Origin of the sequence: Sphingobacterium sp. (genome assembly GCF_039596235.1) — a bacterium.
Lineage (GTDB): Bacteria > Bacteroidota > Bacteroidia > Sphingobacteriales > Sphingobacteriaceae > Sphingobacterium.
In genome coordinates this window covers 153,824-177,968 of the sequence record NZ_JBCNKE010000004.1, presented here as the reverse complement: position 1 = coordinate 177,968, position 24,145 = coordinate 153,824, and the positions used below count along the sequence as shown (strand labels likewise).

Here is a 24,145-nt window from a genome sequence, read left to right as displayed (position 1 = left end):
CTTTTACCGATTTTGATACTACTCTATTTATAAGTGAAGACTTCTCCTAACTCATCATTATTGGTGAAAGTACAGTGTTGGTCAATCAATTCTCCTGTACCGATATTGATAATCATACCATGGACCGCAAGATCGTCACGTTCTTTCCAAGCATTTTGAATGATCGATGTCGCGCAAAGATTAAAAACTTGCTCCTGTACATTGAGCTCGATTAAACGGTCTACTTTTTTGTCATGCTCTTGGATTGCATCGATCTCTTTACTGTGTAGGCGATATACATCTTTGATATGGCCCAGCCAATTGTCGATAATACCATACTGCTTGCGGCTTAAAGAAGCAGCTACGCCACCACAACCGTAGTGTCCAGCAACAATGACATGTTTAACTTTCAAAACATTAACCGCATAGTCTAATACGGAAAGCATACTCATATCAGAGTGGATAACCATGTTGGCGATGTTGCGGTGTACGAATACCTCTCCGGGCTTTGTGCCTGTCAATTCGTTGGCAGGTACACGGCTATCAGCACAGCCAATCCACAGAATTTCGGGATTCTGACCTTTTGCAAGTTGTTGGAAACGACCTGTCGTGTCATTTTTTACAAAATCCATCCACTCTTGGTTTCCCTTAATAATATTGTCAAATCCTGCTTTTAAATCTTTATTTTCCATATTTCCTATTTGCCCCGGAGGGGCACTTTTTCAATTTTATAATAATACAAATTTTTAACTCTGTTGTTTACGGGTAACAACTTTATTTTTTATAGACTACCTGTAAAAGCTCAATCTCCTTGCCTTTACTTTTGGCATTCTGTTCAAAATCTTTTATGACCTCGATGACATCCTTATCGATAAATTTACTGAACGTCCCGTCAATACGGATCTTACTGACCGATTTTGGTAAGTTATATAGTTTCTGTTGGATAGGAACTTTGTTCAAAAATGAAACTTCCTCTGCTAATACAATGACGGCCTTATCCTCTTCGTTGTCCTTCTCAATATTATATTTAAAAGCATTTTTCATATTTGCTCTTAAAATATAGAATGTTGCTACAACAATTCCAATTCCAACCCCCATCAATAAATCTGTCAATACGATAGCAACAATAGTTACAAAAAACGGAATAAATTGATCCAATCCTTTACGATACATAGACGTAAATAAGCTTGGTTTAGCTAATTTATAGCCGGTATGAAGTAAAATTGCAGCAAGACATGCTAGAGGAATCATATTTAACATCGTGGGAATAGCCAGCATAGCAACGAGTAACCAAATACCGTGTAAAATGGCAGATTGCCTTGTTTTTCCACCCGCATTCACATTCGCTGATGAACGTACAATAACAGATGTCAAAGGTAACCCGCCCAAGAGGCCGCTTGTCATATTACCAATTCCCTGGGCAACTAGTTCACGGTTAGTCGGTGTGTTCCGTTTATATGGATCAATCTTATCTACCGCTTCTATACTCAATAGGGTCTCCAAGCTAGCAATAATAGCAATCGTAAATGCGGCTATCCAAACATCTTTATTGACGATCTGGGTGAAGTCAGGCAATGTGAATAAACCTGTAAATTCGGCAAACGAGCCTACAATTGGCACGAGTACAAATTGTTTATCGTGCAATTGAAAAGATGAACCCTTAAAGAGATAAGCCAAAGCAACACCGACAATAACGACAACCAGTGGTGCGGGAACTTTATTCAATTTAGGGATTGCTGGCCAAAAGATCAGGATCGCTAACGATAAGGCACAGATGATCAATGCGCCAAAATTGATGGCTGAGGCAACGGTGTCAAAATATGCACCTATACCATGCCCATTGTCCAGTTCAAAAGCATGTGTTTCAATTAAGCCCAAGGCCAAAGGAATTTGTTTCATGATAATGGTAATACCGATAGCAGCCAACATACCGACAATAACTGCGGAGGGAAAATAATTTCCGATCATACCCGCTTTTAAAATACCAAGAATCACCTGAACCACACCTGCGATGACAACCGCAAGTAGAAAGGTCTCATAAGCACCTAGGCTCTGGATAGCTCCTAGAACAATAACTGTGAGGCCAGCAGCGGGCCCACTGACACTGAGTGGAGATTTACTGATTGAAGCAACAACGATTCCACCAATTACACCAGTCAATAATCCTGCAAACAATGGCGCACCTGAGGCCATTGCAATTCCCAAACATAATGGAAGTGCCACCAAAAACACCACAACACTAGCAGGGAAGTCATATTTTAAGTCTCTTTTCGAAAGTTTCAGAAAAGCCGACGTACGAGTTCCAAACATAAAATTTGTGTTTATCTGTATAATAAATCTTTCTAACAACACCTGCACAGAATAATAATGAACCACCTATTGGAGGTCTCAAGATACTAAGGAGCATTGTGCTTTCAGAAAAAAATCAATAAGAAACCGCATACTGGGATTCAGCATGAGGACGATTTGAATACATCCCATAGGGATGCCTTTATTAACAGTTAGGAGGCGGCGTTGGAACCGTAGGATGGAAAGCTAAAATGCTTTTCTCGTTTTTAAGGTAATTCTTTTGTTTTCCTTGGTTCTCAACAATGATAGTCTCGAATACAATGGGTTCGTCTGATTTTGTATTGAAAAATTTTGATGCGGTCTCAAGCGTATCTGTGCTTGCGCCATTATTGTTCTCGATTTCTATTTGTAAAACAATTTGTAAAATGGTATTCTGGTCTAAGCTATTGGAAAAAATAGGCGATATAGAGATGGCCATCTTTGTGAAAAAGATGATCGCACATAGGAATGCTGCCACAAATCTAAATCTCTTATTTAACATTTTTTAGTACCTTTAATGGTGTTGTTTTACATCGTAAAAATAGCAATTCTATGTTAATTTCAAATTAAAAGTGCATACAAAATGAATTTTGGCACGAAATTGTGACGGAAAGATTATTTTTTGGAGAGTTTTCAATATCATTTATGAACTATAAATATTAAGCCTTTTCTATGGCAAATAAAGAACAATTTATCGAGAAGGTTCAGGCTTCTTATAACCCCAAGGGGGCTTTTATATATTTGGGAGCGGGTATTTTGAATGGTGAGATTTTAGCAGATGCAAAGGTCAATCTGGCACTGAAAATGATGAATCGACATGGGCTGATTGCCGGTGCGACAGGAACAGGTAAAACCAGGACGCTCCAATTGATTGCCGAGCAATTATCAGATGCATCCGTGCCCGTATTTATGCTTGATGTAAAAGGTGATCTTTCTGGTCTTGCAGTTCCCGGAGTGACCAATCAGGCATTGCTGGATCGGGGAAATGCGGTAGGAGTGCCTTTCGAACCGGCCAGTTTTCCCGTAGAACTTTATTCCTTGTCAGGCAATAAGGGAATTCCCATGCGCATTACAATAGAAGATTTCGGGCCTGTGCTATTGGGTAGGATCTTGGAGTTGAATGAAACACAGACCGGAGTTTTGGCCGCCATGTTTAAGTATGCACAGGATCATCAAATGCCATTAATAGATTTTACCGATACCAAGAAGTTATTAACTTATCTTTCTGACGGTCCAGGGAGTGAGGAGATCAAAAACGATTACGGTAAGATCAGTTCGGCGAGTTCAGGTACAATTTTGCGTAAGATTGTCGCTTTGGAACAACAAGGCCTAGCGCATATCTTTGGGGAAAAGGAATTTGATATCAGCGATTTATTTCAGAAAGTTGACGGAAAGGGTATGATTAGCCTATTGAATATTTCCGATGTGCAGGATCAACCCGTACTCTATTCAACATTTTTATTGAGCCTGCTCGCGCAGCTGTTTAAGAACATGCCTGAAGTGGGGGATTTGGACAAGCCAAAACTGATATTTTTCTTTGATGAGGCACATCTTCTTTTCAATGGGGCGTCCAAAGCATTTCTAACGCAGGTGGATCAGATTATCCGGCTTATCCGATCTAAAGGCATCGGCGTGTTTTTCTGTACTCAGTCCCCAACGGATGTTCCCGAATCGGTATTGGCGCAATTGGGAAACCGTGTACAACATGCTTTGCGGGCCTTTACGCCTAATGATGCCGAAAATCTAAAAAAAACAGTGAAAACCTACCCTAAATCGGATTTCTATGAGATTGACCAGATTTTAACATCATTAGGTACCGGTCAAGCGTTAATTACGGTATTGAACGACAAGGGCATTCCTACGGAAGTTGTGGCTACCCATTTGGTACCGGCCCGTGCGGTAATGGGGCCTGCAGATGATGCAACAATCAATCAGATTATCAATCAGTCCGACTTAAGAGCGAAATATCAGGAAAGACAGGAAAATCGCTCTGCTGCCGAAATTATCGATGAGAAAATGCAGGTTGTTCAACAGGAAGAACAGCGCGCCGCTGCAGAAAAGGAGGCTGCCAAAGCTGATCGACCAACATCAAGAAGGCAAACACCATTGGAGGCTGCACAGCGTACCGCGACAACAACACTTGCTAGAGAAGGAGTCAAGCTGCTAGGGAAATTGGCAACAGGGCTATTGAATGCATTCTTAAAGAAGAAATAACACTAATTTTTAATAATTTTCGTTCCAATACGCTATTTTTAGAAACCGATTGATACTTAGCTAAATTTGCTTTTAAGGGCAAATTTAGCTAAGTTTGCGGACGAAAAGAAAGTTCTATTAACGCAATTTAAATATGAGTAAACCAACCCTTTTGATTTTGGCAGCAGGAATGGCTAGCCGGTATGGTTCTTTAAAACAAGTAGATGGTTTTGGCCCACACGGCGAGACAATTATTGACTATTCAATCTATGATGCCATTCGTGCAGGATTTGGAAAAGTAGTCTTCATTATCCGGGAAGAATTCCTGGAGAAGATGAAAGATGTTTTTGATAAAAAATTGGAAGGTAAAATAGAAGTAGACTACGCTTTTCAAAATTTTGATTTAACGAAGTTTGGCGTAAATCACGTCATTGAAAGAACGAAACCTTGGGGTACAGCACACGCTGTGATGAGCGCTAGGGATAAAGTGAACGAACCTTTCTGTGTGATCAATGCGGACGATTTCTATGGCTCAGATTCTTTCAACAAAATGGCTAAGTTTTTAACGACTGAAGTCTCAGACGAACAGATGTCATTGATGGGTTTTCAGGTCGGAAATACAATGTCTGATTACGGCTATGTATCACGTGGAGTATGTGAAGTTAGTCCTACAGGCCATATGGAAAGTGTTACTGAGCGTACCAATATCTATTACAAAGGTGAGGGTGACGATCGCAAGATCGTTTATGAGGAAAATGGTGTTGAACACGATCTAGATCCTGAAACACGAGTTTCGATGAACTTTTGGGGCTTTACACCGAAGATATTCGAAGTTGCACAGGCAATGTTCCCAGCTTTTGTTGAAGAAAACAAAGAGAATTTGAAAGCTGAATTCTTTATTCCTTCGGTTCCAGACTATATGGTGAAACATAAACTAGCAGATTTCAAAGTAATCCCGACATCATCGAAATGGTTTGGGGTAACTTATAAAGAAGATAAACCTATCGTTCAAGAATCAATTTCGAAATTGGTTGCTGATGGTGTATATCCTGAAAAGTTATTTTAAGAGCTAACAGAAATAGCTTATATTGAACCTGTATTGTGTCAAACAATACAGGTTTTTTTTGCCTAACAATGCAGATGTTCTGGACAGGCATTGTGCTGTTTTCGGATATGGAGTCCTTGGAAGCAGCCAAGATTAAACCGGCACATTAGATTATGATAGAAAATCGAATTATTTGAATGAAAAAAATACGTAAGGTGTTAGGATATATTGTTTTAGGAATTCTTGGTTTTTGTGTTTTATATGTTGTTGCCGAGTATTGTCTTTCACGACTCGCTGTATCATCCAAAAAGGTTCCTATGGACCGCAACATTCAGGTATTTGTTAAATCGAATGGTATACATACGGATATTGTGTTACCGGTTATTATGAAAGAGCTGGATTGGTCTCATATATTCCCTTATACCAACACGGTTGGTAAAAAAACAGGTTATCAATATATGGGGATAGGCTGGGGGGACAAAGGCTTTTATTTGGATACACCGGAGTGGAAAGATCTCAAGGCTTCAACGGCCTTTGTGGCAGCCTTTGGGTTAGGACAGTCTGCAATCCATGTGACCTACTATAATTCCATTCGAGAGAATGACTTATGTTTTGGGTATAAGATAAATGAAGAGCAATATCGCGTACTCGTAAAGTATATCTATGATTCGTTGGATTTGCATGAAGGTAAACCTATATTGGTTGATACAGACGCACAATACGATGACGCAGATGCTTTTTATGAAGCCAAAGGAGCATATAGTATGTTCTATTCCTGTAATACCTGGACGAACAATGCGTTGAAGAAGGCGGACATGCCAGCGGGGGTCTGGGCTACATTGGATAAAGGAATATTGAGCCATTATCGGAAGTAGCCTGGGCTATTGAATTCTTTTAAGAAAATATAGATAAACAGCTCCTTCGCTTTTTGAAGTGTTAAACCGAGGAGCTGTTCTTAGAAACAAAAAAGCTCCGGGTATGCATACCCGAAGCTTTTTTGTTATCAGGAGGAGTGATTATTTCACTTCTTCGTAATCTACGTCAGTTACGTCATCACCACCTTGGTTTCCACCTTGTGCTTGACCAGCATCTCCTTGAGGTTGTTGTGCGCCACCTTGAGAAGCAGCGTACATTTCTTCAGAAGCGGCATTCCAAGCATTTTGCAATTCTTCAGAAGCTGAATCAATATCGGCGAAGTTTTTCGCTTCATATGCAGCTTTTAATTTCGTTAAGCCAGCTTCAATAGGAGCTTTCTTATCTGCAGAAATTTTGTCGCCATATTCTTTCAATTGTTTTTCAGTTGAGAAGATCAGGGCATCTGCTGCATTTACTTTGTCAGCTTCTTCTTTCATTTTTTTATCAGCATCAGCATTTGCTTCAGCTTCTTCTTTCATGCGTTTGATTTCGTCATCAGATAAACCTGAAGATGCTTCAATACGGATGTTTTGCTCTTTGCCAGTTGCTTTATCTTTTGCTGACACTTTGATGATACCGTTGGCATCAATGTCAAAAGTAACTTCAATTTGAGGCACTCCACGAGGTGCAGGAGGGATATCGTTCAGATGGAAACGACCGATTGTACGGTTTTGGTTTGCCATTGGACGCTCACCTTGTAAGATGTGGATTTCCACAGATGGTTGATTATCTGAAGCTGTTGAGAATGTTTCCGATTTTTTAGTCGGGATAGTTGTATTTGCTTCAATCAATTTAGTCATTACACCACCCATTGTTTCGATACCCAATGAAAGTGGAGTTACATCCAATAATAGTACATCTTTTACTTCACCAGTTAATACACCACCTTGAATAGCAGCGCCTAAAGCAACAACTTCGTCAGGGTTTACACCTTTAGAAGGCTCTTTCCCGAAGAAAGCTTTTACAGCGTCAACAATAGCAGGGATACGCGTAGAACCACCTACTAAGATAATTTCGTCGATATCTGACTTGCTGAAACCGGCATTTTTCAACGCAGACTCACAAGGAGCAATTGTTCTCTTGATCAAGTCAGCTGCCAAGGCTTCAAATTTAGCGCGTGATAATGTACGAACTAAGTGTTTTGGACCAGTTGCATCTGCCGTGATATAGGGTAAGTTGATTTCAGTAGAAGTTGCACTAGATAATTCAATTTTCGCTTTTTCAGCAGCTTCTTTCAAACGTTGCAACGCCATTGGGTCTTTTTTCAAGTCAAAGCCATTGTTTTCGTTTTTGAATTCTTCATTCAACCAGTTGATGATCACGTTGTCGAAGTCATCACCACCTAAGTGTGTATCACCGTCGGTAGATTTTACTTCAAATACACCATCACCCAATTCCAATACGGAAACGTCATGTGTACCACCACCACAGTCAAAAACGACGATTTTCATGTCTTTGTGTGCTTTATCCAAACCGTAAGCTAAAGCAGCGGCAGTAGGTTCGTTGATGATACGTTTAACAGATAAACCAGCAATTTCACCAGCTTCTTTTGTCGCTTGACGTTGCGCATCGTTAAAGTATGCAGGTACTGTAATAACAGCTTCTGTTACTTCTTGTCCTAAGAAATCCTCAGCTGTTTTCTTCATTTTTTGAAGAATCATTGCAGAGATCTCTTGTGGTGTGTATTTACGGTCGTCAATTTCTACGCGCGGTGTATTGTTGTCACCTTTAACGATTTTATAAGGTACGTGTTCAGCTTCTTTTACGGCCTCATCATATGAAAGTCCCATGAAACGTTTAATAGAATAAATCGTTTTATGTGGATTAGTAATTGCTTGACGTTTAGCTGGATCACCCACTTTACGTTCACCACCCTCTACGAAAGCTACAATGGAAGGAGTGGTACGTTTACCTTCGTTATTCGTAATTACTACAGGCTCGTTACCTTCCATTACGGCAACACATGAGTTTGTAGTACCTAAGTCAATTCCTATAATTTTAGACATATCTTGTATTTTAATTTTTTACTTAATAAATTCTATCACTCTATTATCAACCCTTATGCCAATCCGAATGTTTTGTAAAAAAATCACTATTTGTCATCAATTTGTCCTTAGGTCCTGCCAAACTGACATTTTCAATACACAAGTTGCTCCAAGATCCGTTTTTTAGCTGACTCATTTTGACGATTGCGTGGCATATATCTGCCAAAGAGTGCTGTAAATTCTTCCAGTTGCATTTGTTTTGATTTTTTGTCTCGCCAATCTGTGGGGACGAGATTATTGGTATAGGCGATATTTGTTGCCCAATATTGGATATGCATCTCTGGTATGACCAGCCCCAATATCATACCCGGAAGACCATGGCTCAGGGCAGGGCCTGCAGAGACCGGTATTTCTTCTGCATAATAAGCAATCAAATAGAGTGAATCTTTGCTAGCTCCATTCACCCTTCGGCAGTTGATACCTGCGATATTGCGAAACTCCTCAGTAAAGCGCCAGGTGATGCTATCTAATGTTTCTGATAGCAAATATTTTTCATCGATGTCCAATTGAATCTCGGCTTTCCCAGTTTTCAGATCTTGGTAAAGTACTTTTCCATTTTTACTGGCTCCGCCTCTGAGGGTACTTCGCTGATTACTCTTACCCACGCTTCGCGGCACGCCCTGATTTCTGCCAGCTCGGCCACTTGCTGTGATACTTGGGGCGCCCATTTTGATTTCACGGGCTTGCTTTTCCGTCGTTGTAGTTTCCTCTGGCATGAGCACTGTAGCATTCTCATCGAAATAAAGATTAAGTTTTTCTGTACGTGAATCAGGCATCTTATCAATATGTTCCATGAAGTTTAAGCCCCGATCCATCATCTTTGAACCCATGTCGTTGGACATCTGACGCATCAATGCTTTTGTATAAATTATCTTGTCGAAACTGATGGTGCCTCTGCTGCCAAAATAGGCATATTGAGCCTGGAGAGATAAACTGGCAACGAAGCATATAATAATGGTTAAATATGTTCTAATCATTGCTTTTTCCTAAATATTTATTGAAGTCCCATTTGAGGCCTACTAGAAAATATTGTGTTAATACTTGTTGGATGGATTCCGAATAGTTAGTATCGCTGCCATTCCGACGTGTATTGTTAAATGTGTTAAAGATATCAAAAGCCTTAAGACTTACTGTCAGACTTTCATCTTTCAGCACCTTTTTCTCTAGTTCCATGTTGATGTAAAATTGATTTATTGATTTCTTGTACAGTTTGGTTGGTCCTGTATAGCTATAAAAGATATTTGTCACGATGTTGAACCGCTTTGGTAGAAAGTATTTAACATATCCCGAGGCTCCCCCTTCAAAGTTGGTCGCATTATATTGGGTGTTGATCGAGTTTTGTTGCGCATTAATGCCGGCGTTCAATGAAACATCAAAATCGAAACCCTCTGAATCCTGTTCATTCAAACTGGAGCTGAGTCCAAATGTGGTGTTTTTTGAATTGTTCAGCAGAAACTCGCCTTGGGATTGTCCACTTTCAAATTTTGTGAAGCTATAGCTGTTACTGTATCGTACATTTGCCCCCTTATTGAAGTTAATCCGGCGGTTGGCGACAGGCTGCATATGACTGATGTTTAAGTTACCGCTCCAGTTTGATTTGCCAGCTAAATTTTCGTAGCTGCTGATCTGGGCCGAATTTTCCATAACTGTTATTTTGTTGACAATCGGATTATTCACAAAAGAGAAATTCCCATTAATGTTAATATTCGTTCCCTTCAGTAAACTGAATGCATTATAATTGGCCGAAATGATATTGTTAACGGCGCGTTTTAAGTCTGGGTTACCGATCTGTTGAAATAACGGATTGGTCTGGGGTTGCAACGGTTGTAGCTGATCAAACGAAGGAATGATATTCGAACTGTGGTAAGCTAGTCGAATGTGCCTACTGTTTGAAATACGATAGTTAGCATCAAAATTTAAATTGTTATCCCAGAAATTCCTTGAAAGGTTTATATCCCGGTCGCTGTCACTTAACTTTTGATTTTTGTAGAATATTCGGTTGGATAGATTCATATCCAATTTATCCTTCCGATAGGACAAATAGACATTGATTCCCTGGTTGGTATTATTGTCTATTTGATTCTTAGAGTATAATGGATCTTTCTCATTAGTTGCTTTGTCTCTGGATATCTGTTCATTCCTGTTGTCTGATTGGTTGAAGCTATAACCTAAGGCCAAATTCATAAAGTCATTTAGTCGACTATTGAAATTTAATGAGGTTGAAAAATCATTGCCCTTAGTATTGATGCGTCTATTTTGGTTAATACGTGTTGTATCACTGCTTTTAAATAGAATAGTTTCCGAATTAACCTTGCTTTCCGAATTTGATTCATTATGATTGTTTGCAACCATTAAATTTAATGAACTGCCAGCTTTGAGTCTTTTTCTATAATTCAGGCGAAGATTATTGCTTTGGCTCGAAGTATTCGATTCATTTTTCTCATTAAAGGAGCTGACAGCGGCACCGGCGCCATCATTGGTAGCACTTTCCGATTGACTCAAACTGAAATTATTTGACCAATTGCCGTTGGTTTGTAAGTCTATATTTTGTGTTGAATCGAGCCGCATGGAAATATTGGATCTGATGCCGTTGCTTCTTGCGCTATTTTCACTGCTGCTTTTGCTCTTTCGCTCTAATATCGAGCTGTCGGGAAGGATATTTTTGTTGTAATCTTCTGACCGGTTTTTGTTGCTGCTATTGTTATAGCTATAGTTAGCATTTACTTTTAGCGCCTTTTTGAAGAACTGATTTTCGTAATTTGCGCCTAAAGATGTATTTAGCGGCTCTCCGGTGATCTGATTGTTCATTCGTAAAGATCCTTCATGACTATTAGAGCTTCCCATATTATTATGGTTGGCAGTTATGCCGATGCGCTCAGTCTGGTTGAATTTGGCCGCGAACAGGTTTCCGGCATAGAGCTCTTTCGTCCCGCCCAATATCTCCGCATTTCCGAAGATACCTTTTCTAGCTTTTTCTTTTAATACCACATTGACTGCCTGAATACGGACACCATCATCTATACCGGAGAGTTCGGCCTCTTCTGATTTTTTCTCGTACAATTGTACTTTGTCTACGGCATCTGCGCGAACATTACGTATAGCGATTTTAGGATCATAACCAAAAAACTCTTCCCCATCAATAAAGACTTTCTGTACAGTTTTGCCCTGGGCTGTAATATTCCCTTCGCCCGAAACTGTAAAGCCGGGCAATCGGCGTAAGAGATCCTCGAGTTTGGCATTTTTTTCGGTTTCGAAACTTGCCGCATCATATTCTATGGTGTCACCTTTGATTGTAATAGGGAGTCTGCGTGTAATGATGACTTCTTCAAGCACATTTTTCTGCGAATTGATTTTGATGTCGCCAAAGTCGATATCTTGTCCTTTGAGCTCAATAGTATCACTATAAAGTTCAAACTTTGGATAAGTTGCTAAAAGTATATAGCTACCAGGCTTAATATTTTTGATCTGAAACTTTCCCTCCTCATTGGCCCTATTGAAATAACGGAGAACGGAATCGGTGTTCAATAGAATGACAGAAGCATTGGTCAATGGCTTATTGTCAGCTTTATCTAAAATTTTTCCTTTAATACTTGTCTGGGAATAGGCAGTGCTAATCGCAAAAAATAATAGTAATAATTGAATGAATCTTTTCATTTACTGGTTATATCTGCCAAAGATAATTGAGTTAAATGTTAATAAATGTGAAATCTTATGCGGCAATGTAAAATCTTTGGTAGATGGAGTTTTGACAAAGTTGGATCTAAAAATTACCTTTGCACAAAAATGATGTTATGACTTTTGAAAATTATTTGCAACAATTCGAAGATATTTTGAATCATCCTGAAAATCACCCAACATATCAGGATGATGAATACTATCAATATACAAAAATGAACTGGACAAGGATGGGGCGTTGGTTAAAACGTTTTGAACCGAATGAAACATTCCAGCAGTTTATTGATACGATTTCGGAAAGGCAACAATGGATCATTATTACCGAACCTTGGTGTGGTGATGCGGCACATTCTGTCCCAATGCTTGCAAAGATGGCAGCTAAAAATTCCAATATTACGGTTGATATCCAATTGCGTGATAGCGCACCATTTTTAATAGATTCCTATTTAACAAATGGCGGGAAATCAATTCCAATTCTAGTGATCCGAAATGAAGATGGAGTAGATCTTGCAGTTTGGGGGCCAAGGCCAAAAAATTGCCAGGACTTATTCTTGAGCTTGAAGGAGCAAGGGAAAGATTTCGCGGATATTAAAGAAGAGATTCAAAAATGGTATAATACTGACAAAGGAGCAGAGATTCAAAAAGAGATTCAGGCACTTTTGCAGAAGTAGAAAAGAAACAGCGTCAACGTTTGGCTTTGAATAGTAGAAGTAATATTCAGGTATGTTGCACTGTAAAAAAAAGAGCCAAATTCATCGAATTTGGCTCTTTTTTGAAAATTGCTCTTTAATAGTTTGTTTTTAAATGAGTTGAATACGCCCAATTTTATTAGTCAGAAACATTTTGCATCAATTTCATCGCTGTTGGTGCCTGTGAAAATAACTCGCCTGCTTATTTGCTGCTTTTTGCTTCCAATATAGTTGCAATTTTATGAAACCCTCTTTTTCTGGCATGCTGTAAAGGTGTTACACCTTCGTTGTCAGCTATATTTTTATCGCTGTTGGCGTCCAAAAGTATCTGGACAATGTCCACATATTTTTGACTGCCATCCCCGAGTATGATAGCTTCTAATAGTGCGGTCCAGCCCAGTCTATTGATATGATCTATAGGGAAACCTTTTGTATTGGCTAATAGTTTTACAGTTTCCACATGACCGCGTTCACAGGCTGGAATAAGTGCTGTACCATTGTATCGATTAAAAATCTTGAAATCTGCTCCGTGATCGAGGTAAAGTTTAACTAGTTCAGTATACCCTGAAGCACCAGCGTATAGAAAGGGACTATTTAAGATATTGTCCTGCTGATTCACATTCGCACCATATTGAAGAAGTAATTTGGCCATCGCCAGATCTTTTTTTTCGGTGGCAATCAACAACAGCGATTTTGAATCTTTATCTTTTTGGTTTGCATTTGCTCCTTTATCCAATAGTTCCTTTAACGCATTGACCTGTCCTTTGGAAACAGCTTCAATAATGCTGTTCTGGGCGATATTATCTTGATTTGTCGTGTCCATACTTTTGCATTGTACTGAAAGTGCTGATATAATAACGAGTAGCACTAGTTTAATATATAAATTTTTCATGTTGACGAATGGCTTAGTGATAGTTCTGTTCATTTTGGTTTCTTGATATTCGCTTTTGATATACTACAAATTTAGGTACTAACTAAGCGCTTGTTTTGTTAGATTTATATGGATTATTGTCAAATTTATATAAATCTAATTGTTAATGGTCGAAAATGAATAAACTTAATTAATAAGATATGAATATTGAAGATCTAAGAGAGTATTGCCTGTCCATTGGGCCCGTTACAGAAGAGACCCCTTTTGGGCCCGATACATTGGTATTTAAAGTAGGAGGCAAGATATTTTTATTGGTTGGATTAGATCAGGTCGATATACTCCAATTTAATGTGAAATGTGATCCAGAGAAAGCAGTGGAACTCAGGGAAAGATATGATCAGACGGTATTTCCAGGATATCATATGAACAAAAAACACTGGAATACAGTCATTGCGAATCGGGAACTGAATGATCGGGCATTAGAAGAACTTGTGTTGCACAGTTATAGTCTGATTGTTGAAAGTTTGCCAACTAAAGTTAGACAGGAAATAAAAGGTAGTTAATATTCTTCTGAATTGTAAAGAATTAGTTGCTTAGCAGGAAAAGGTGATCGAAATGACTTTTCTTGGTAGGTATAATAGTAGTTTTGTGCTCATTTCCATGCAGCATCGCCAGCATTGGGAATATATTTACACTAATACTATTTTTTATGAGACAAAGACGAATTTACCCTTGGGTAATTTGTATTATGCTACTTTTTAGCCTTGGGAGTTGCATAAAAGAGGAGGCATTAAATGCTGAGGCTGATATTGAAGGAGCTACTATTCCACAAAGTGACCAATTTTTAAAGAGGAAACCTTCGATTGATAACAATACAGTTGTTTTTTCTCTAAAACGTTTCACGGGAAATTATGTGCAGTCGCCTGAATTTGTATTAACACCTGGCGCGACAATAGAGCCAAAAAGCGGAACACAGCTTGATTTTACTGAACCACAAAAATACACCGTTACTTCTGAGGATGGAGCCTGGTCCAAGACCTACACTGTTTCATTCGTTATTGACGAAGGCGCGGATTTGTATTCCGCATTTGAACATGCGGAAGTGGTAGATACCGATAGCCCAGAAGGACATTATCATAAATTTTATGATCTGACAAAACTTGGACAGAAGACATACAGCTGGGCTACGGCAAATGACGGCTATAATATTTTGGCTGAAACACTTTTGGAAGAAGGAGAGCAATTGGTCCCGGGTTTTTACCCAACATCCCAGATTAACGATGGATATATTGGCAAAGGGGTGCGGCTCATTACTAAAAGTACCGGTTCATTAGGTGGAATTTTCGGAACGCCATTGGCTGCAGGAAATTTATTTCTGGGATCATTTCAAACCACTTTTCCTACAATCAAGTCACCACATTTCGGAGTATTATACGAGGAAAAAACGCCGCCATTGGCTATCAAAGGTTTTTTTAAATATAAGGCTGGGGAAAAATTTGTTGTTAATAATAAGCCATCATCACTCGCCAAGGATACTTGGGATGGTTATGCTTTGTTATTTGAAAGAGCTTTGCCACCCAATGACGATTTTTTGTCTGGAGACCATGGTTTTGTTGATAAGCGAATAGTAGCAATAGCACGGGTTGGAGTCAAAGAACAGATCGAGACTAACGAATGGACAGCGTTTAACTTGCCGTTTTCTTTTGTAAATGGTAAATCATTTGATCCCAATAAGGAATATATGTATACAATTGTATTCAGTTCAAGTAAGGAAGGCGATAAATTTAATGGTGCTGTAGGAAGCACATTGCTTATTGATGAAGTTGAGCTTGTGGTCAATGATAGCCAATAAGCAAGGATCCTTATACTACTGGATTTAGCCACCTTGTAAAATTGCTGTGAGCAATATTAATTAAATTGATAACTAGTGAAGTTTTTACAAAGATGCTTGTTTAAAGAAGAACAGATCAGCAGGTATAAGCCGCTGTCTTTCGAGGACAAACATCCGTCAAAGGAATATTTTAATGAACAAAGTACTATATATAATTGCTGTTTTAATTATGGTGACCGGTGATGTGCATGCACAAAATGGTACACCCAAACGTAATCCAAATTTTTTTAATACAGCTGTTGATTACTCCGTCCAAGCACAATTTAGTATTGGGGGAAGTAGCCCATTGGGCCTTCCTAATACAATACGCAAAATCGAAAGCTACAATCCAGGTTTGCAGGTAGGCTTGGAAGCAAATGCGACAAAGTGGTTGAAGGAAAATAAACCGTGGGGAATTCGCACGGGAATTCGTTTTGAGACGAAAGGAATGAAAACCGAAGCTCAAGTGAAAAATTATCTGACCGAGATTGTGAAAGATAATTCAAAGGTGAAAGGGTACTATACAGGAAAGGTGGAGACGAATGTGCAAAATACCTATCTGACATTACCGGTTTTAGCCGTTTACAGATTGTCGGACCATTGGAATTTATATGGGGGACTCTATTTTTCTACGTTGCTGGATAATACATTTGATGGAAATGTATCGGATGGATATTTGAGACAAAACACTCCGATAGGAACAAAAATTACGTTTGAAGAGGGGAGTCAGGCTTCGTATGATTTCTCTGACAACATCCGAAAATTTCAATGGGGAACACAGCTTGGAGCAGAGTGGAAGATGAACCGACATTTCAAATTGTTGACAGACCTTACCTACGGGTTTAATAATATTTTAGAAGATGATTTTACCTCGATAGATTTTGGTATGCATAATATCTATCTTAATATAGGTTTTGGATATAATTTCTAATAGGAGCGCCCATAAAGGCAATTGCCTGCACGTTGGGATCATTTGATAAAATAAATGCATTTCTTAAAAAGAACAGTCCGTTAGTAATCAAACTAACGGACTGTTTTTATTATAACTTTAAACTAAACTGCTTGTGTTACATTTTTAAGCCAATCTCCCTCAGTCTTTCATCCAAGTACTGTCCAGCGGTATAGTCTTCGTAGACTTTTGGATGAGCTGCGTCAATACAAGAATCTAATGAAGCTAAGCTCATGGATGATTTAGGATGTAAAAAGAACGGAATGGAAAAGCGGGAAGTTCCCATTTTTTCACGCGGAGGATTAACTACACGGTGGGTTGTTGACTTAAGTTTGTTATTAGTCAAACGCTGTAGCATGTCTCCTACGTTGATGACAATGTCTTCTCCTTTTGCTTTGATCGGGAACCATTCTCCATCTTTCGTTAATACTTCTAGTCCATCTGCACTAGCGCCGATTAATAGCGTAATCAGATTGATGTCTTCGTGAGCACCTGCACGTACAGCATCAGGAGCCAAGGCATCTGGATCTGTAATTGGAAAATAATGGATTGCGCGCAAGATCGAGTTACCATTGATGACAAACTGCTCAAAATAATTTTCTTCAAGATTAAGGTAAGTTGCAATTGCTTTTAGTAATTCGCGTCCTGTATCTTCTAGTTTTTTATATACTTCAGCTGTCACACCATTAAATCGAGGTATTTCCTCGACCTCAGGGTTATCTGGAAAGTCAGTTTTTGAATATTCTTCACCAACGATGTTTTGCCCCCGTTGCCAGAATTCCTTTAAATCTGGCGTTTTAGCATCTTTCGCTTTTTCTCTTCCTTTAGCAGTGTATCCACGTTGGCCCGCAAGCTCAGGAAATTCATACTTTTCTTTTATTTCGGTTGGTAAACCAAAGAATTCTGGGACGACCTGATATAATTCCTCAATTAATTCTTTTGATAAACCATGGTTTGCGATCGTTACAAAGCCTGTTTCATTGAAAGCCTTTCCAATATCCTGAATGAATTGATTTCGTTGTTCTTGGGTTCCTTGTGTATAATGCAACAAGTCCAAGCGAGGTATGTTTACTAAAGCCATACGAAGTTGATGTTTGTTTAGGACAAATTTAACGCAATTAATTTTGAATATTAAACATGGATTGTTAATAAATGCTTTATGTTTTTCTTTATTTAGCTGTATTTCAGGTGTTAAAAGTTTTCCACATTAATGTTATGGTCATAAAAATGCAAGAAATAATGTTCTTAAGAGATAGTAGGCGATAATTCATAAAAATTACATTTTCTGGCTTGCTATTCTAATTCTTAACTATTATATTTGTTATGCAAGCATAATAATAAATCGCTTGTGATTACGCTATGGACCAAAATCAGACAATCGACTATTTTTTAAAAACAGGTTGGCAAACGATTGCCAATAAATATAATCAAATTGCTTCGCAGTATGGTTTTACCCAAGCGGCGGGTTATATTTTGATCAATATTCATAAGGAGGGTACGCCTGTTTCTCAGATTGCGAATTTGACGGGGGTTAAAACAACGAGTTTGTCCCGGGTGTTAAATAACTTAGAATCCTTAGGGTTCATTTACCGGGAGACCAGCGAAACGGATAAACGCTCTGTGAAAGTGTATCTGACAGACTTAGGTCGGGAGAAAAGAAGGATAGCCAAGGATGTGGTACGCAATTTTAACCAGTACCTCGCTGATAATTTTTCGGAAAATGAACGTGATCAATTGATAGCTTCTTTGGCTAAGCTCAATGAGCTTGCGACCAATTATAAGGAAGAAGTGATCATATAAAAATTAAACCAAATGTACGGATGTGCATGATAAATATGTTATGATGAACAGAAATATTAGAAAAGTGGCAGTTCTCGGTTCGGGTGTTATGGGCTCGCGAATTGCTTGTCATTTTGCTAACATTGGTGTCGAGGTTTTACTGCTGGATATCGTTCCCCGCGAACTGCTGCCGGCAGAAGAAGCTAAGGGTCTAACGTTAGAGAGTAAAGCCGTTCGGGACCGGATTGTTAACAGTTCGTTGGAGACTGCATTAAAGTCAAATCCTTCACCGATTTACAGCAAATCATTTGTAAAACGTATCAAGACAGGTAATTTTGATGACAATCTTCAAGACATCGCCCAGGTGGACTGGATCATTGAAGTCGTTGTGGAGCGCTTAGATATTAAAAAATCTGTTTTTGACCGGGTTGAACAGTTCCGTAAGCCTGGTACATTAATTACTTCCAATACTTCTGGTATTCCTATTCATCTCATGACAGAGGGCCGTAGTGAAGATTTTAAAGATCATTTCTGCGGTACACACTTCTTCAATCCGCCGCGGTACCTGCCTTTATTGGAGGTGATTCCAACACCACATACTAAGCCCGAGGTTGTCGATTTCATCCTTCATTTTGGTGATAAGATGTTAGGGAAGACAGTTGTGCTATGTAAGGATACACCAGCCTTTATTGGTAACCGGATTGGTGTGTATTCGATGTTGGCAGTGACTCATCTGATTGAGCCCTTGGGATTGACGGTGGAGGAAGTGGACAAATATACAGGTCCAGCAATGGGGCATCCAAAATCAGCAACTTTCCGTACTGCGGATGTTGTCGGTCTCGATACCTTGGTGAATGTAGCCAATGGCCTGGCCCAAAATGCACCTGAAGACGAAGCCAAAGGTGTATTCCAGCTTCCTGCCTTTATCAGTAAGATGGTTGAAAATAAATGGCTAGGTGAAAAAACAAAAAAAGGCTTTTACGAGAAGGTAAAAACAGCTGATGGTAATTCTGAAATTCTTTCCCTAGATCTTAAAACATTAACATTTGGCTCGCAACAGAAAGTTAAGTCAACAACCTTAGAGGCGACCAAACCGGTTGAAGATATCCGTAAACGGATGAAAGTCTATGAACAGGGGACAGACAAGGCTGCGGAGCTTTTCCGTGCCATGCATTATCCTTTATTTGAATATGTTTCACGTCGGGTTCCTGAGATTACAGATGATTTCTTCCGTATTGATGATGCCATGCGTGCCGGCTTTGGTTGGGAGCTCGGTCCATTTGAAGTATGGGATGCTTTAGGGGTGCGTGAGACGCTGGCTAAGATCAAAGCTGAAGAGAAGCGCTTGCCAGGGCAGGATGGTGAGGTGGCGTCCTGGGTGCACGAAATGTTGGATTCAGGACATGAATCTTTCTATAAAATAGAAAATGGCGTTCGCCATTATTACGATATTGCATCCAAATCCTATAAAGCTATTCCTGGAGCAGAGGATTTGATTGTATTGGATCATATCCGTGAAAGCAAAACCGTCTGGAAAAATACAGGTGTTTCCATTATTGATCTCGGTGACGGAATCATCAATTGTGAGTTTCATACCAAGATGAATACCATCGGTGGCGATGTGATTCAGGGCTTGAATAAAGCGATAGATCTTGCCGAAAAAGAATACCGTGGATTGGTTGTTTCCAATGACGGAAAAAACTTCTCTGCTGGAGCCAACATCGGAATGATTTTCATGATGGCTGTGGAGCAGGACTTTGATGAGTTAAATATGGCTGTTCGAGCCTTTCAAAATACGTCCATGCGCTTGCGCTATTCATCCATTCCAGTTGTCGTAGCACCATTTCAGATGACTTTAGGCGGTGGCTGTGAGTTTTCGATGCATGCAGATTTTGTACAGGCGCATGCCGAGACCTATATGGGATTAGTTGAGCTTGGTGTAGGTGTTATTCCCGGTGGCGGTGGAACTAAGGAATTTACATTACGTGCTTCTGAAGAATTTAAAGATGATCAGATTGTTCAAAATACCTTAAAGGATAAATTCTTGACTATTGGTCAGGCTAAAGTTTCGACTTCTGCCTATGAAGCCTACGAATTAGGTTATTTGCAAAAAGATAAATTTGCGATTTCGATGAACCGCGCGCGTTTACTTGCTGATGCTAAAGCGAAAGCACTTGAACTTGCGGACGAAGGATATGTGCAACCAGCTCCACGAAACGATATCAAAGTGTTGGGCAATCAAGGTTTAGGGATTGTATATGTAGGCGCATCATCCATGCGTGAAGGAAATTATATCTCCGATTATGACCGCAAAATATCGGAAAAATTAGGTTGGGTGATGTGTGGTGGCAATCTGTCATCGCCAACGGAAGTGTCCGAACAGTACTTGTTGGATCTTGAGCGCAAAACATTCCTCGAGCTCTGTGCTGAACGTAAAACACTTGAAAGAATTCAGTACATGTTGACAAAAGGAAAGCCTTTACGGAATTAGTATTGGGTATTGAGTAGGTTGCGGAAATCGAAGAAATTGAAAAAATGCTATACAATCTTATAAAGTCTTTAAAATGAATGATAATTGAGTGGTGGTACTCAATACTGAATACCCACTACTCACTACTAAAATAAAAATAATGGAAGCATACATCGTAGGAGGATTTCGTACAGCAGTAGGTAAAGCGCCTCGAGGAGGATTTCGTTTTATGCGGGCTGATGATTTAGCATCAGATGTGATTAAACATCTTGTGTCCACTGTGCCAAATTTAAATAAAGAAGATATAGATGATGTCATCGTGGGTAATGCGATGCCTGAGGCAGAGCAGGGTCTTAATATGGCACGTTTTATTTCCCTAATGGGTCTAGATACTGATAAGGTGCCTGGCGTTACCGTTAATCGCTATTGTGCCTCTGGATTGGAGACGATTGCTACAGCGGTAGCAAAGATCAAGGCCGGTATGGCAGATGTCATTATTGCCGGTGGTGTTGAAGTGATGTCAGGAATGCCTTTCGGAGGCTGGAAAATTGTGCCCAATCCTGTTGTTGCCAAAGAGCATCCTGATTGGTATTGGGGGATGGGACTAACTGCGGAAGCCGTAGCCAAGGACTACAATGTCTCCCGTGAAGATCAAGACGCCTTTGCGCTTAAATCCAATCAAAAGGCTGTAGCCGCTATTCAGAATGGTCATCTTAAAGATGGTATTGTGCCGATTACTGTCAAAGAGAACTATCTGAAAGATGGGAAGATCGCAACACGTGAATATATTGTGGATACCGATGAAGGGCCTCGGGCAGATACATCCCTGGAAGCTTTGAGTAAGTTGAAGCCGGTTTTCGCTGCTAACGGTTCAGTAACAGCCGGAAACTCCTCCCAAACATCGGATGGTGCCGCCTTTGTACTGGTGATGTCAGAGGCTAAAGTGAAGGAACTGGGGGTAAAACCAATCGCTAAGCTCGTTAGTTTTGTTGTTGCAGGGGTGCCACCACGTATCATGGGAATTGGACCAATCTATGCAATACCTAAAGCATTGAAACAGGCAGGACTTAAAAAAGAAGATATTGATTTGTTTGAATTGAATGAAGCTTTTGCTTCCCAATCTTTGGCTGTTATTCGTGAACTTGAGCTTGATGAAGAAAAAGTCAATGTCAATGGCGGCGCAATAGCTTTAGGGCATCCCCTTGGCTGTACAGGAGCGAAGTTGACCGTGCAGGTTTTGCATGAACTGAAACGTCGTGGTAAAAAATATGGTATGGTGACGATGTGTGTGGGGACAGGGCAGGGGGCCGCTGGTATTTTTGAACTGCTGGACTAAGGAGCGGGGCTAAAAATCGGATAAACAACATTGTTCGCGGGTCGTATAGCGAATAAGAATATTAAAAAATAGTGTAAATCGGAGCAGTCAATAACCACCTGTCGGATTACACCACAAATCTAAATTAACAATGAGCGAAAATAAAGCAATCAAAGGCGGTGAGTTCGTGATAAAAGAGACTCCCTATACAGCTATTTTTATCCCAGAGGAATTTGATGAAGAGGCGAAAATGATTCGCCAGACCTGTTTGGATTTCCTAGAAACAGAAGTGTTAAATAAGCTTGACCGTATTGACGCGCAAGAAGAAGGTTTGATGCCTAGTTTGTTGGATAAAGCTGGCGAATTAGGGATGCTGGGCGTATCGATCCCGGAGGAATACGGTGGGTTTGGCAAGAACTTCAATACCTCGATGCTTGTTGCAGATGCCGTAGGTGGGGGATTCTCTTTTGCAGTAGCTTTGTCTGCACACACTGGTATTGGTACTTTACCTATTCTTTATTATGGGAATGCGGAGCAGAAGGCAAAATATATCCCTAAGCTTGCTACAGGAGAATGGAAAGCTTCGTATTGTTTGACGGAACCCAATGCTGGATCGGATGCCAATTCGGGCCGTACCTCTGCAAAACTAAATGCCGAAGGAACCCACTATCTGATCAATGGTCAAAAAATGTGGATTACCAATGGTGGATTTGCAGATATCTTTATTGTATTTGCAAAAATCGATAACGACAAAAACCTAACCGCATTTATTGTCGAAAAAGATTTCGGCGGGATCACCATGAATCCCGAAGAACATAAACTGGGAATCAAAGGATCTTCCACTCGTCAGATCTTCTTTAATGATTGTGCTGTGCCTGTTGAAAACATGCTATCCGAGCGGGAAAACGGATTTAAGATTGCCGTAAATATTTTGAATATCGGAAGGATTAAGTTGGGTGCTGCGACAAATGGTTCGGCTCGTATGGTGATCAATCATGCCGTTCAATATGCCAACGAACGTGTGCAGTTTAACTTACCGATTTCTAAGTTTGGCGCCATTCGATACAAACTGGCTGAAATGGCGACACGTTTATTTGCTGTGGAATCAGCATCCTATCGTGCGGGGCAAAATATTGATGATGCCTATGATGCACTGATTGCAGGCGGGATGGATGAAGCGAAAGCCAAATTGAAATCCGTGGAACAATTTGCAATTGAGTGTGCCATTATCAAAGTATGGTGTTCAGAGATGCTGGATTATGTGGTGGATGAAGGCGTACAGATCTATGGAGGTATGGGCTATTCAGCCGATGCGCCGATGGAGCGCGCTTACCGTGATTCACGGATCAACCGCATCTTCGAAGGGACCAATGAGGTGAATAGGCTGCTTGTCGTAGATATGCTGTTAAAACGGGCAATGAAAGGTGAGCTGGATCTGATGGGACCTGCACAGGCGGTGGCTAGTGAATTATTGGCCATTCCTGATTTCGGAGAAGAAGATGACGCACCATTTGCAGCAGAGAAGAAAATTATTGCCAACCTCAAGAAGGCAGGCCTGTTGATTGCTGGAGCTGCGGTTCAAAAGTTGATGATGTCGCTTTCAAAAGAAGAAGAGATTCTGATGAATATCGCAGATATTATCGGTTACGTATATATCGCTGAATCTGTCCTGTTACGTGCAGAAAAGCTTGTCCATACGGGTTCTGAAAAGGCTGAGTACGCGACAGATATGGCGAAGATCTATCTGTATGGCGCGATTGATAAAATCAACGCTGCAGGTAAAGAAGCTTTGTATTCCTTCGGTGAAGGCGATGAGTTGAATATGATGCTGGTTGGATTGCGTAGGTTCACCAAAGCGCAACCATTTAACATCAAAGATGCACGTCAGCGGATTGCCAAGAAATTAATAGAAGAAAATAAATATTGTTTTTGATTGATAATGATTATTGGTTTTGGTTATTGGCCGGAGAGAAATCTTCGGCCATTTTTGTGTTACAATAACTCAAAGTATCCACAATTATA

19 protein-coding genes are annotated in these 24,145 nt (G+C 39.9%); 11 read left to right on the top strand and 8 right to left on the bottom strand.

The window, feature by feature from the left end; translation table 11 throughout:
- Positions 1–23: 23 nt before the first annotated feature.
- The 3 genes from ABDW32_RS10610 to ABDW32_RS10600 all read right to left on the bottom strand — a co-directional run bounded on the left by ABDW32_RS10610 (position 24) and on the right by ABDW32_RS10600 (position 2,809).
- Positions 24–671: a carbonic anhydrase gene (locus ABDW32_RS10610; protein ID WP_343562170.1), complete on the bottom strand. Its 648-nt coding sequence runs from the start codon at positions 669–671 to the stop codon at positions 24–26.
- 82 nt (positions 672–753) lie between these two features.
- Positions 754–2,289 carry a SulP family inorganic anion transporter gene (locus ABDW32_RS10605; protein ID WP_343562168.1) on the bottom strand — a complete coding sequence of 512 codons (1,536 nt, stop codon included), beginning with the start codon at positions 2,287–2,289 and terminating at the stop codon, positions 754–756.
- A 184-nt stretch (positions 2,290–2,473) separates the two neighbouring features.
- On the bottom strand, positions 2,474–2,809 hold the full coding sequence (locus ABDW32_RS10600) for a hypothetical protein (protein ID WP_343562166.1): 336 nt from the start codon (positions 2,807–2,809) through the stop codon (positions 2,474–2,476).
- Between the two features lie 170 nt (positions 2,810–2,979).
- Here ABDW32_RS10600 and ABDW32_RS10595 point away from each other — a divergent pair, with 170 nt between their 5' ends.
- From ABDW32_RS10595 to ABDW32_RS10585, 3 genes are all read left to right on the top strand, one after another.
- On the top strand, positions 2,980–4,521 hold the full coding sequence (locus ABDW32_RS10595) for a helicase HerA-like domain-containing protein (protein ID WP_343562164.1): 1,542 nt from the start codon (positions 2,980–2,982) through the stop codon (positions 4,519–4,521).
- Between the two features lie 133 nt (positions 4,522–4,654).
- Complete coding sequence (locus ABDW32_RS10590) at positions 4,655–5,566, top strand: sugar phosphate nucleotidyltransferase (RefSeq protein WP_343562162.1); 912 nt, start codon at positions 4,655–4,657, stop codon at positions 5,564–5,566.
- 176 nt (positions 5,567–5,742) lie between these two features.
- On the top strand, positions 5,743–6,420 hold the full coding sequence (locus ABDW32_RS10585; protein ID WP_343562160.1) for a TIGR02117 family protein: 678 nt from the start codon (positions 5,743–5,745) through the stop codon (positions 6,418–6,420).
- Positions 6,421–6,561: 141 nt separating this feature from the next.
- On the opposite strand, the gene dnaK is transcribed toward ABDW32_RS10585, so the two are convergent.
- The 3 genes from dnaK to ABDW32_RS10570 form a co-directional block, all read right to left on the bottom strand.
- Positions 6,562–8,466: a molecular chaperone DnaK gene (dnaK, locus tag ABDW32_RS10580; RefSeq protein WP_343562158.1), complete on the bottom strand. Its 1,905-nt coding sequence runs from the start codon at positions 8,464–8,466 to the stop codon at positions 6,562–6,564.
- A 131-nt stretch (positions 8,467–8,597) separates the two neighbouring features.
- Entirely contained in the window at positions 8,598–9,482 is an 885-nt protein-coding gene (locus ABDW32_RS10575; protein ID WP_343562156.1) for a GLPGLI family protein, read from the bottom strand.
- Entirely contained in the window at positions 9,475–12,159 is a 2,685-nt protein-coding gene (locus ABDW32_RS10570) for a TonB-dependent receptor (RefSeq protein ID WP_343562155.1), read from the bottom strand. The genes ABDW32_RS10575 and ABDW32_RS10570 overlap by 8 nt, the downstream gene beginning before the upstream one ends.
- A gap of 137 nt (positions 12,160–12,296) precedes the next feature.
- Between ABDW32_RS10570 and ABDW32_RS10565 the strand changes: the two genes are divergently transcribed.
- Positions 12,297–12,851, top strand: coding sequence for a thioredoxin family protein (locus tag ABDW32_RS10565; RefSeq protein ID WP_343562153.1), 555 nt, complete (start codon positions 12,297–12,299; stop codon positions 12,849–12,851).
- 220 nt (positions 12,852–13,071) lie between these two features.
- Here the strand turns inward: ABDW32_RS10565 and ABDW32_RS10560 are convergent, their stop codons facing one another.
- A complete protein-coding gene (locus tag ABDW32_RS10560) occupies positions 13,072–13,692 on the bottom strand; it encodes an ankyrin repeat domain-containing protein (protein WP_343562151.1) in 621 nt (206 codons plus the stop codon).
- A gap of 248 nt (positions 13,693–13,940) precedes the next feature.
- Between ABDW32_RS10560 and ABDW32_RS10555 the strand changes: the two genes are divergently transcribed.
- The 3 genes from ABDW32_RS10555 (at position 13,941) to ABDW32_RS10545 (ending at position 16,541) form a co-directional block, all read left to right on the top strand.
- Positions 13,941–14,303, top strand: a complete 363-nt coding sequence (locus tag ABDW32_RS10555) for an MmcQ/YjbR family DNA-binding protein (protein WP_343562149.1) — start codon at positions 13,941–13,943, stop codon at positions 14,301–14,303.
- A 146-nt stretch (positions 14,304–14,449) separates the two neighbouring features.
- A complete protein-coding gene (locus ABDW32_RS10550) occupies positions 14,450–15,592 on the top strand; it encodes a PCMD domain-containing protein (RefSeq protein ID WP_343562147.1) in 1,143 nt (380 codons plus the stop codon).
- A 172-nt stretch (positions 15,593–15,764) separates the two neighbouring features.
- Positions 15,765–16,541, top strand: coding sequence for a porin family protein (locus ABDW32_RS10545; protein WP_343562145.1), 777 nt, complete (start codon positions 15,765–15,767; stop codon positions 16,539–16,541).
- A 136-nt stretch (positions 16,542–16,677) separates the two neighbouring features.
- Here the strand turns inward: ABDW32_RS10545 and ABDW32_RS10540 are convergent, their stop codons facing one another.
- Complete coding sequence (locus ABDW32_RS10540) at positions 16,678–17,640, bottom strand: 2-oxoglutarate and iron-dependent oxygenase domain-containing protein (RefSeq protein ID WP_343562143.1); 963 nt, start codon at positions 17,638–17,640, stop codon at positions 16,678–16,680.
- Positions 17,641–17,918: 278 nt separating this feature from the next.
- On the opposite strand from ABDW32_RS10540, the gene ABDW32_RS10535 reads away from it, so the two are divergent.
- From ABDW32_RS10535 to ABDW32_RS10520, 4 genes are all read left to right on the top strand, one after another.
- Positions 17,919–18,359, top strand: coding sequence for a MarR family transcriptional regulator (locus tag ABDW32_RS10535; RefSeq protein ID WP_343562141.1), 441 nt, complete (start codon positions 17,919–17,921; stop codon positions 18,357–18,359).
- Between the two features lie 40 nt (positions 18,360–18,399).
- A complete protein-coding gene (locus ABDW32_RS10530) occupies positions 18,400–20,829 on the top strand; it encodes a 3-hydroxyacyl-CoA dehydrogenase NAD-binding domain-containing protein (protein WP_343562139.1) in 2,430 nt (809 codons plus the stop codon).
- A gap of 139 nt (positions 20,830–20,968) precedes the next feature.
- A complete protein-coding gene (locus tag ABDW32_RS10525; RefSeq protein WP_343562137.1) occupies positions 20,969–22,144 on the top strand; it encodes an acetyl-CoA C-acyltransferase in 1,176 nt (391 codons plus the stop codon).
- A gap of 130 nt (positions 22,145–22,274) precedes the next feature.
- A complete protein-coding gene (locus ABDW32_RS10520) occupies positions 22,275–24,056 on the top strand; it encodes an acyl-CoA dehydrogenase family protein (protein WP_343562135.1) in 1,782 nt (593 codons plus the stop codon).
- The last annotated feature ends 89 nt before the right edge of the window (positions 24,057–24,145 follow it).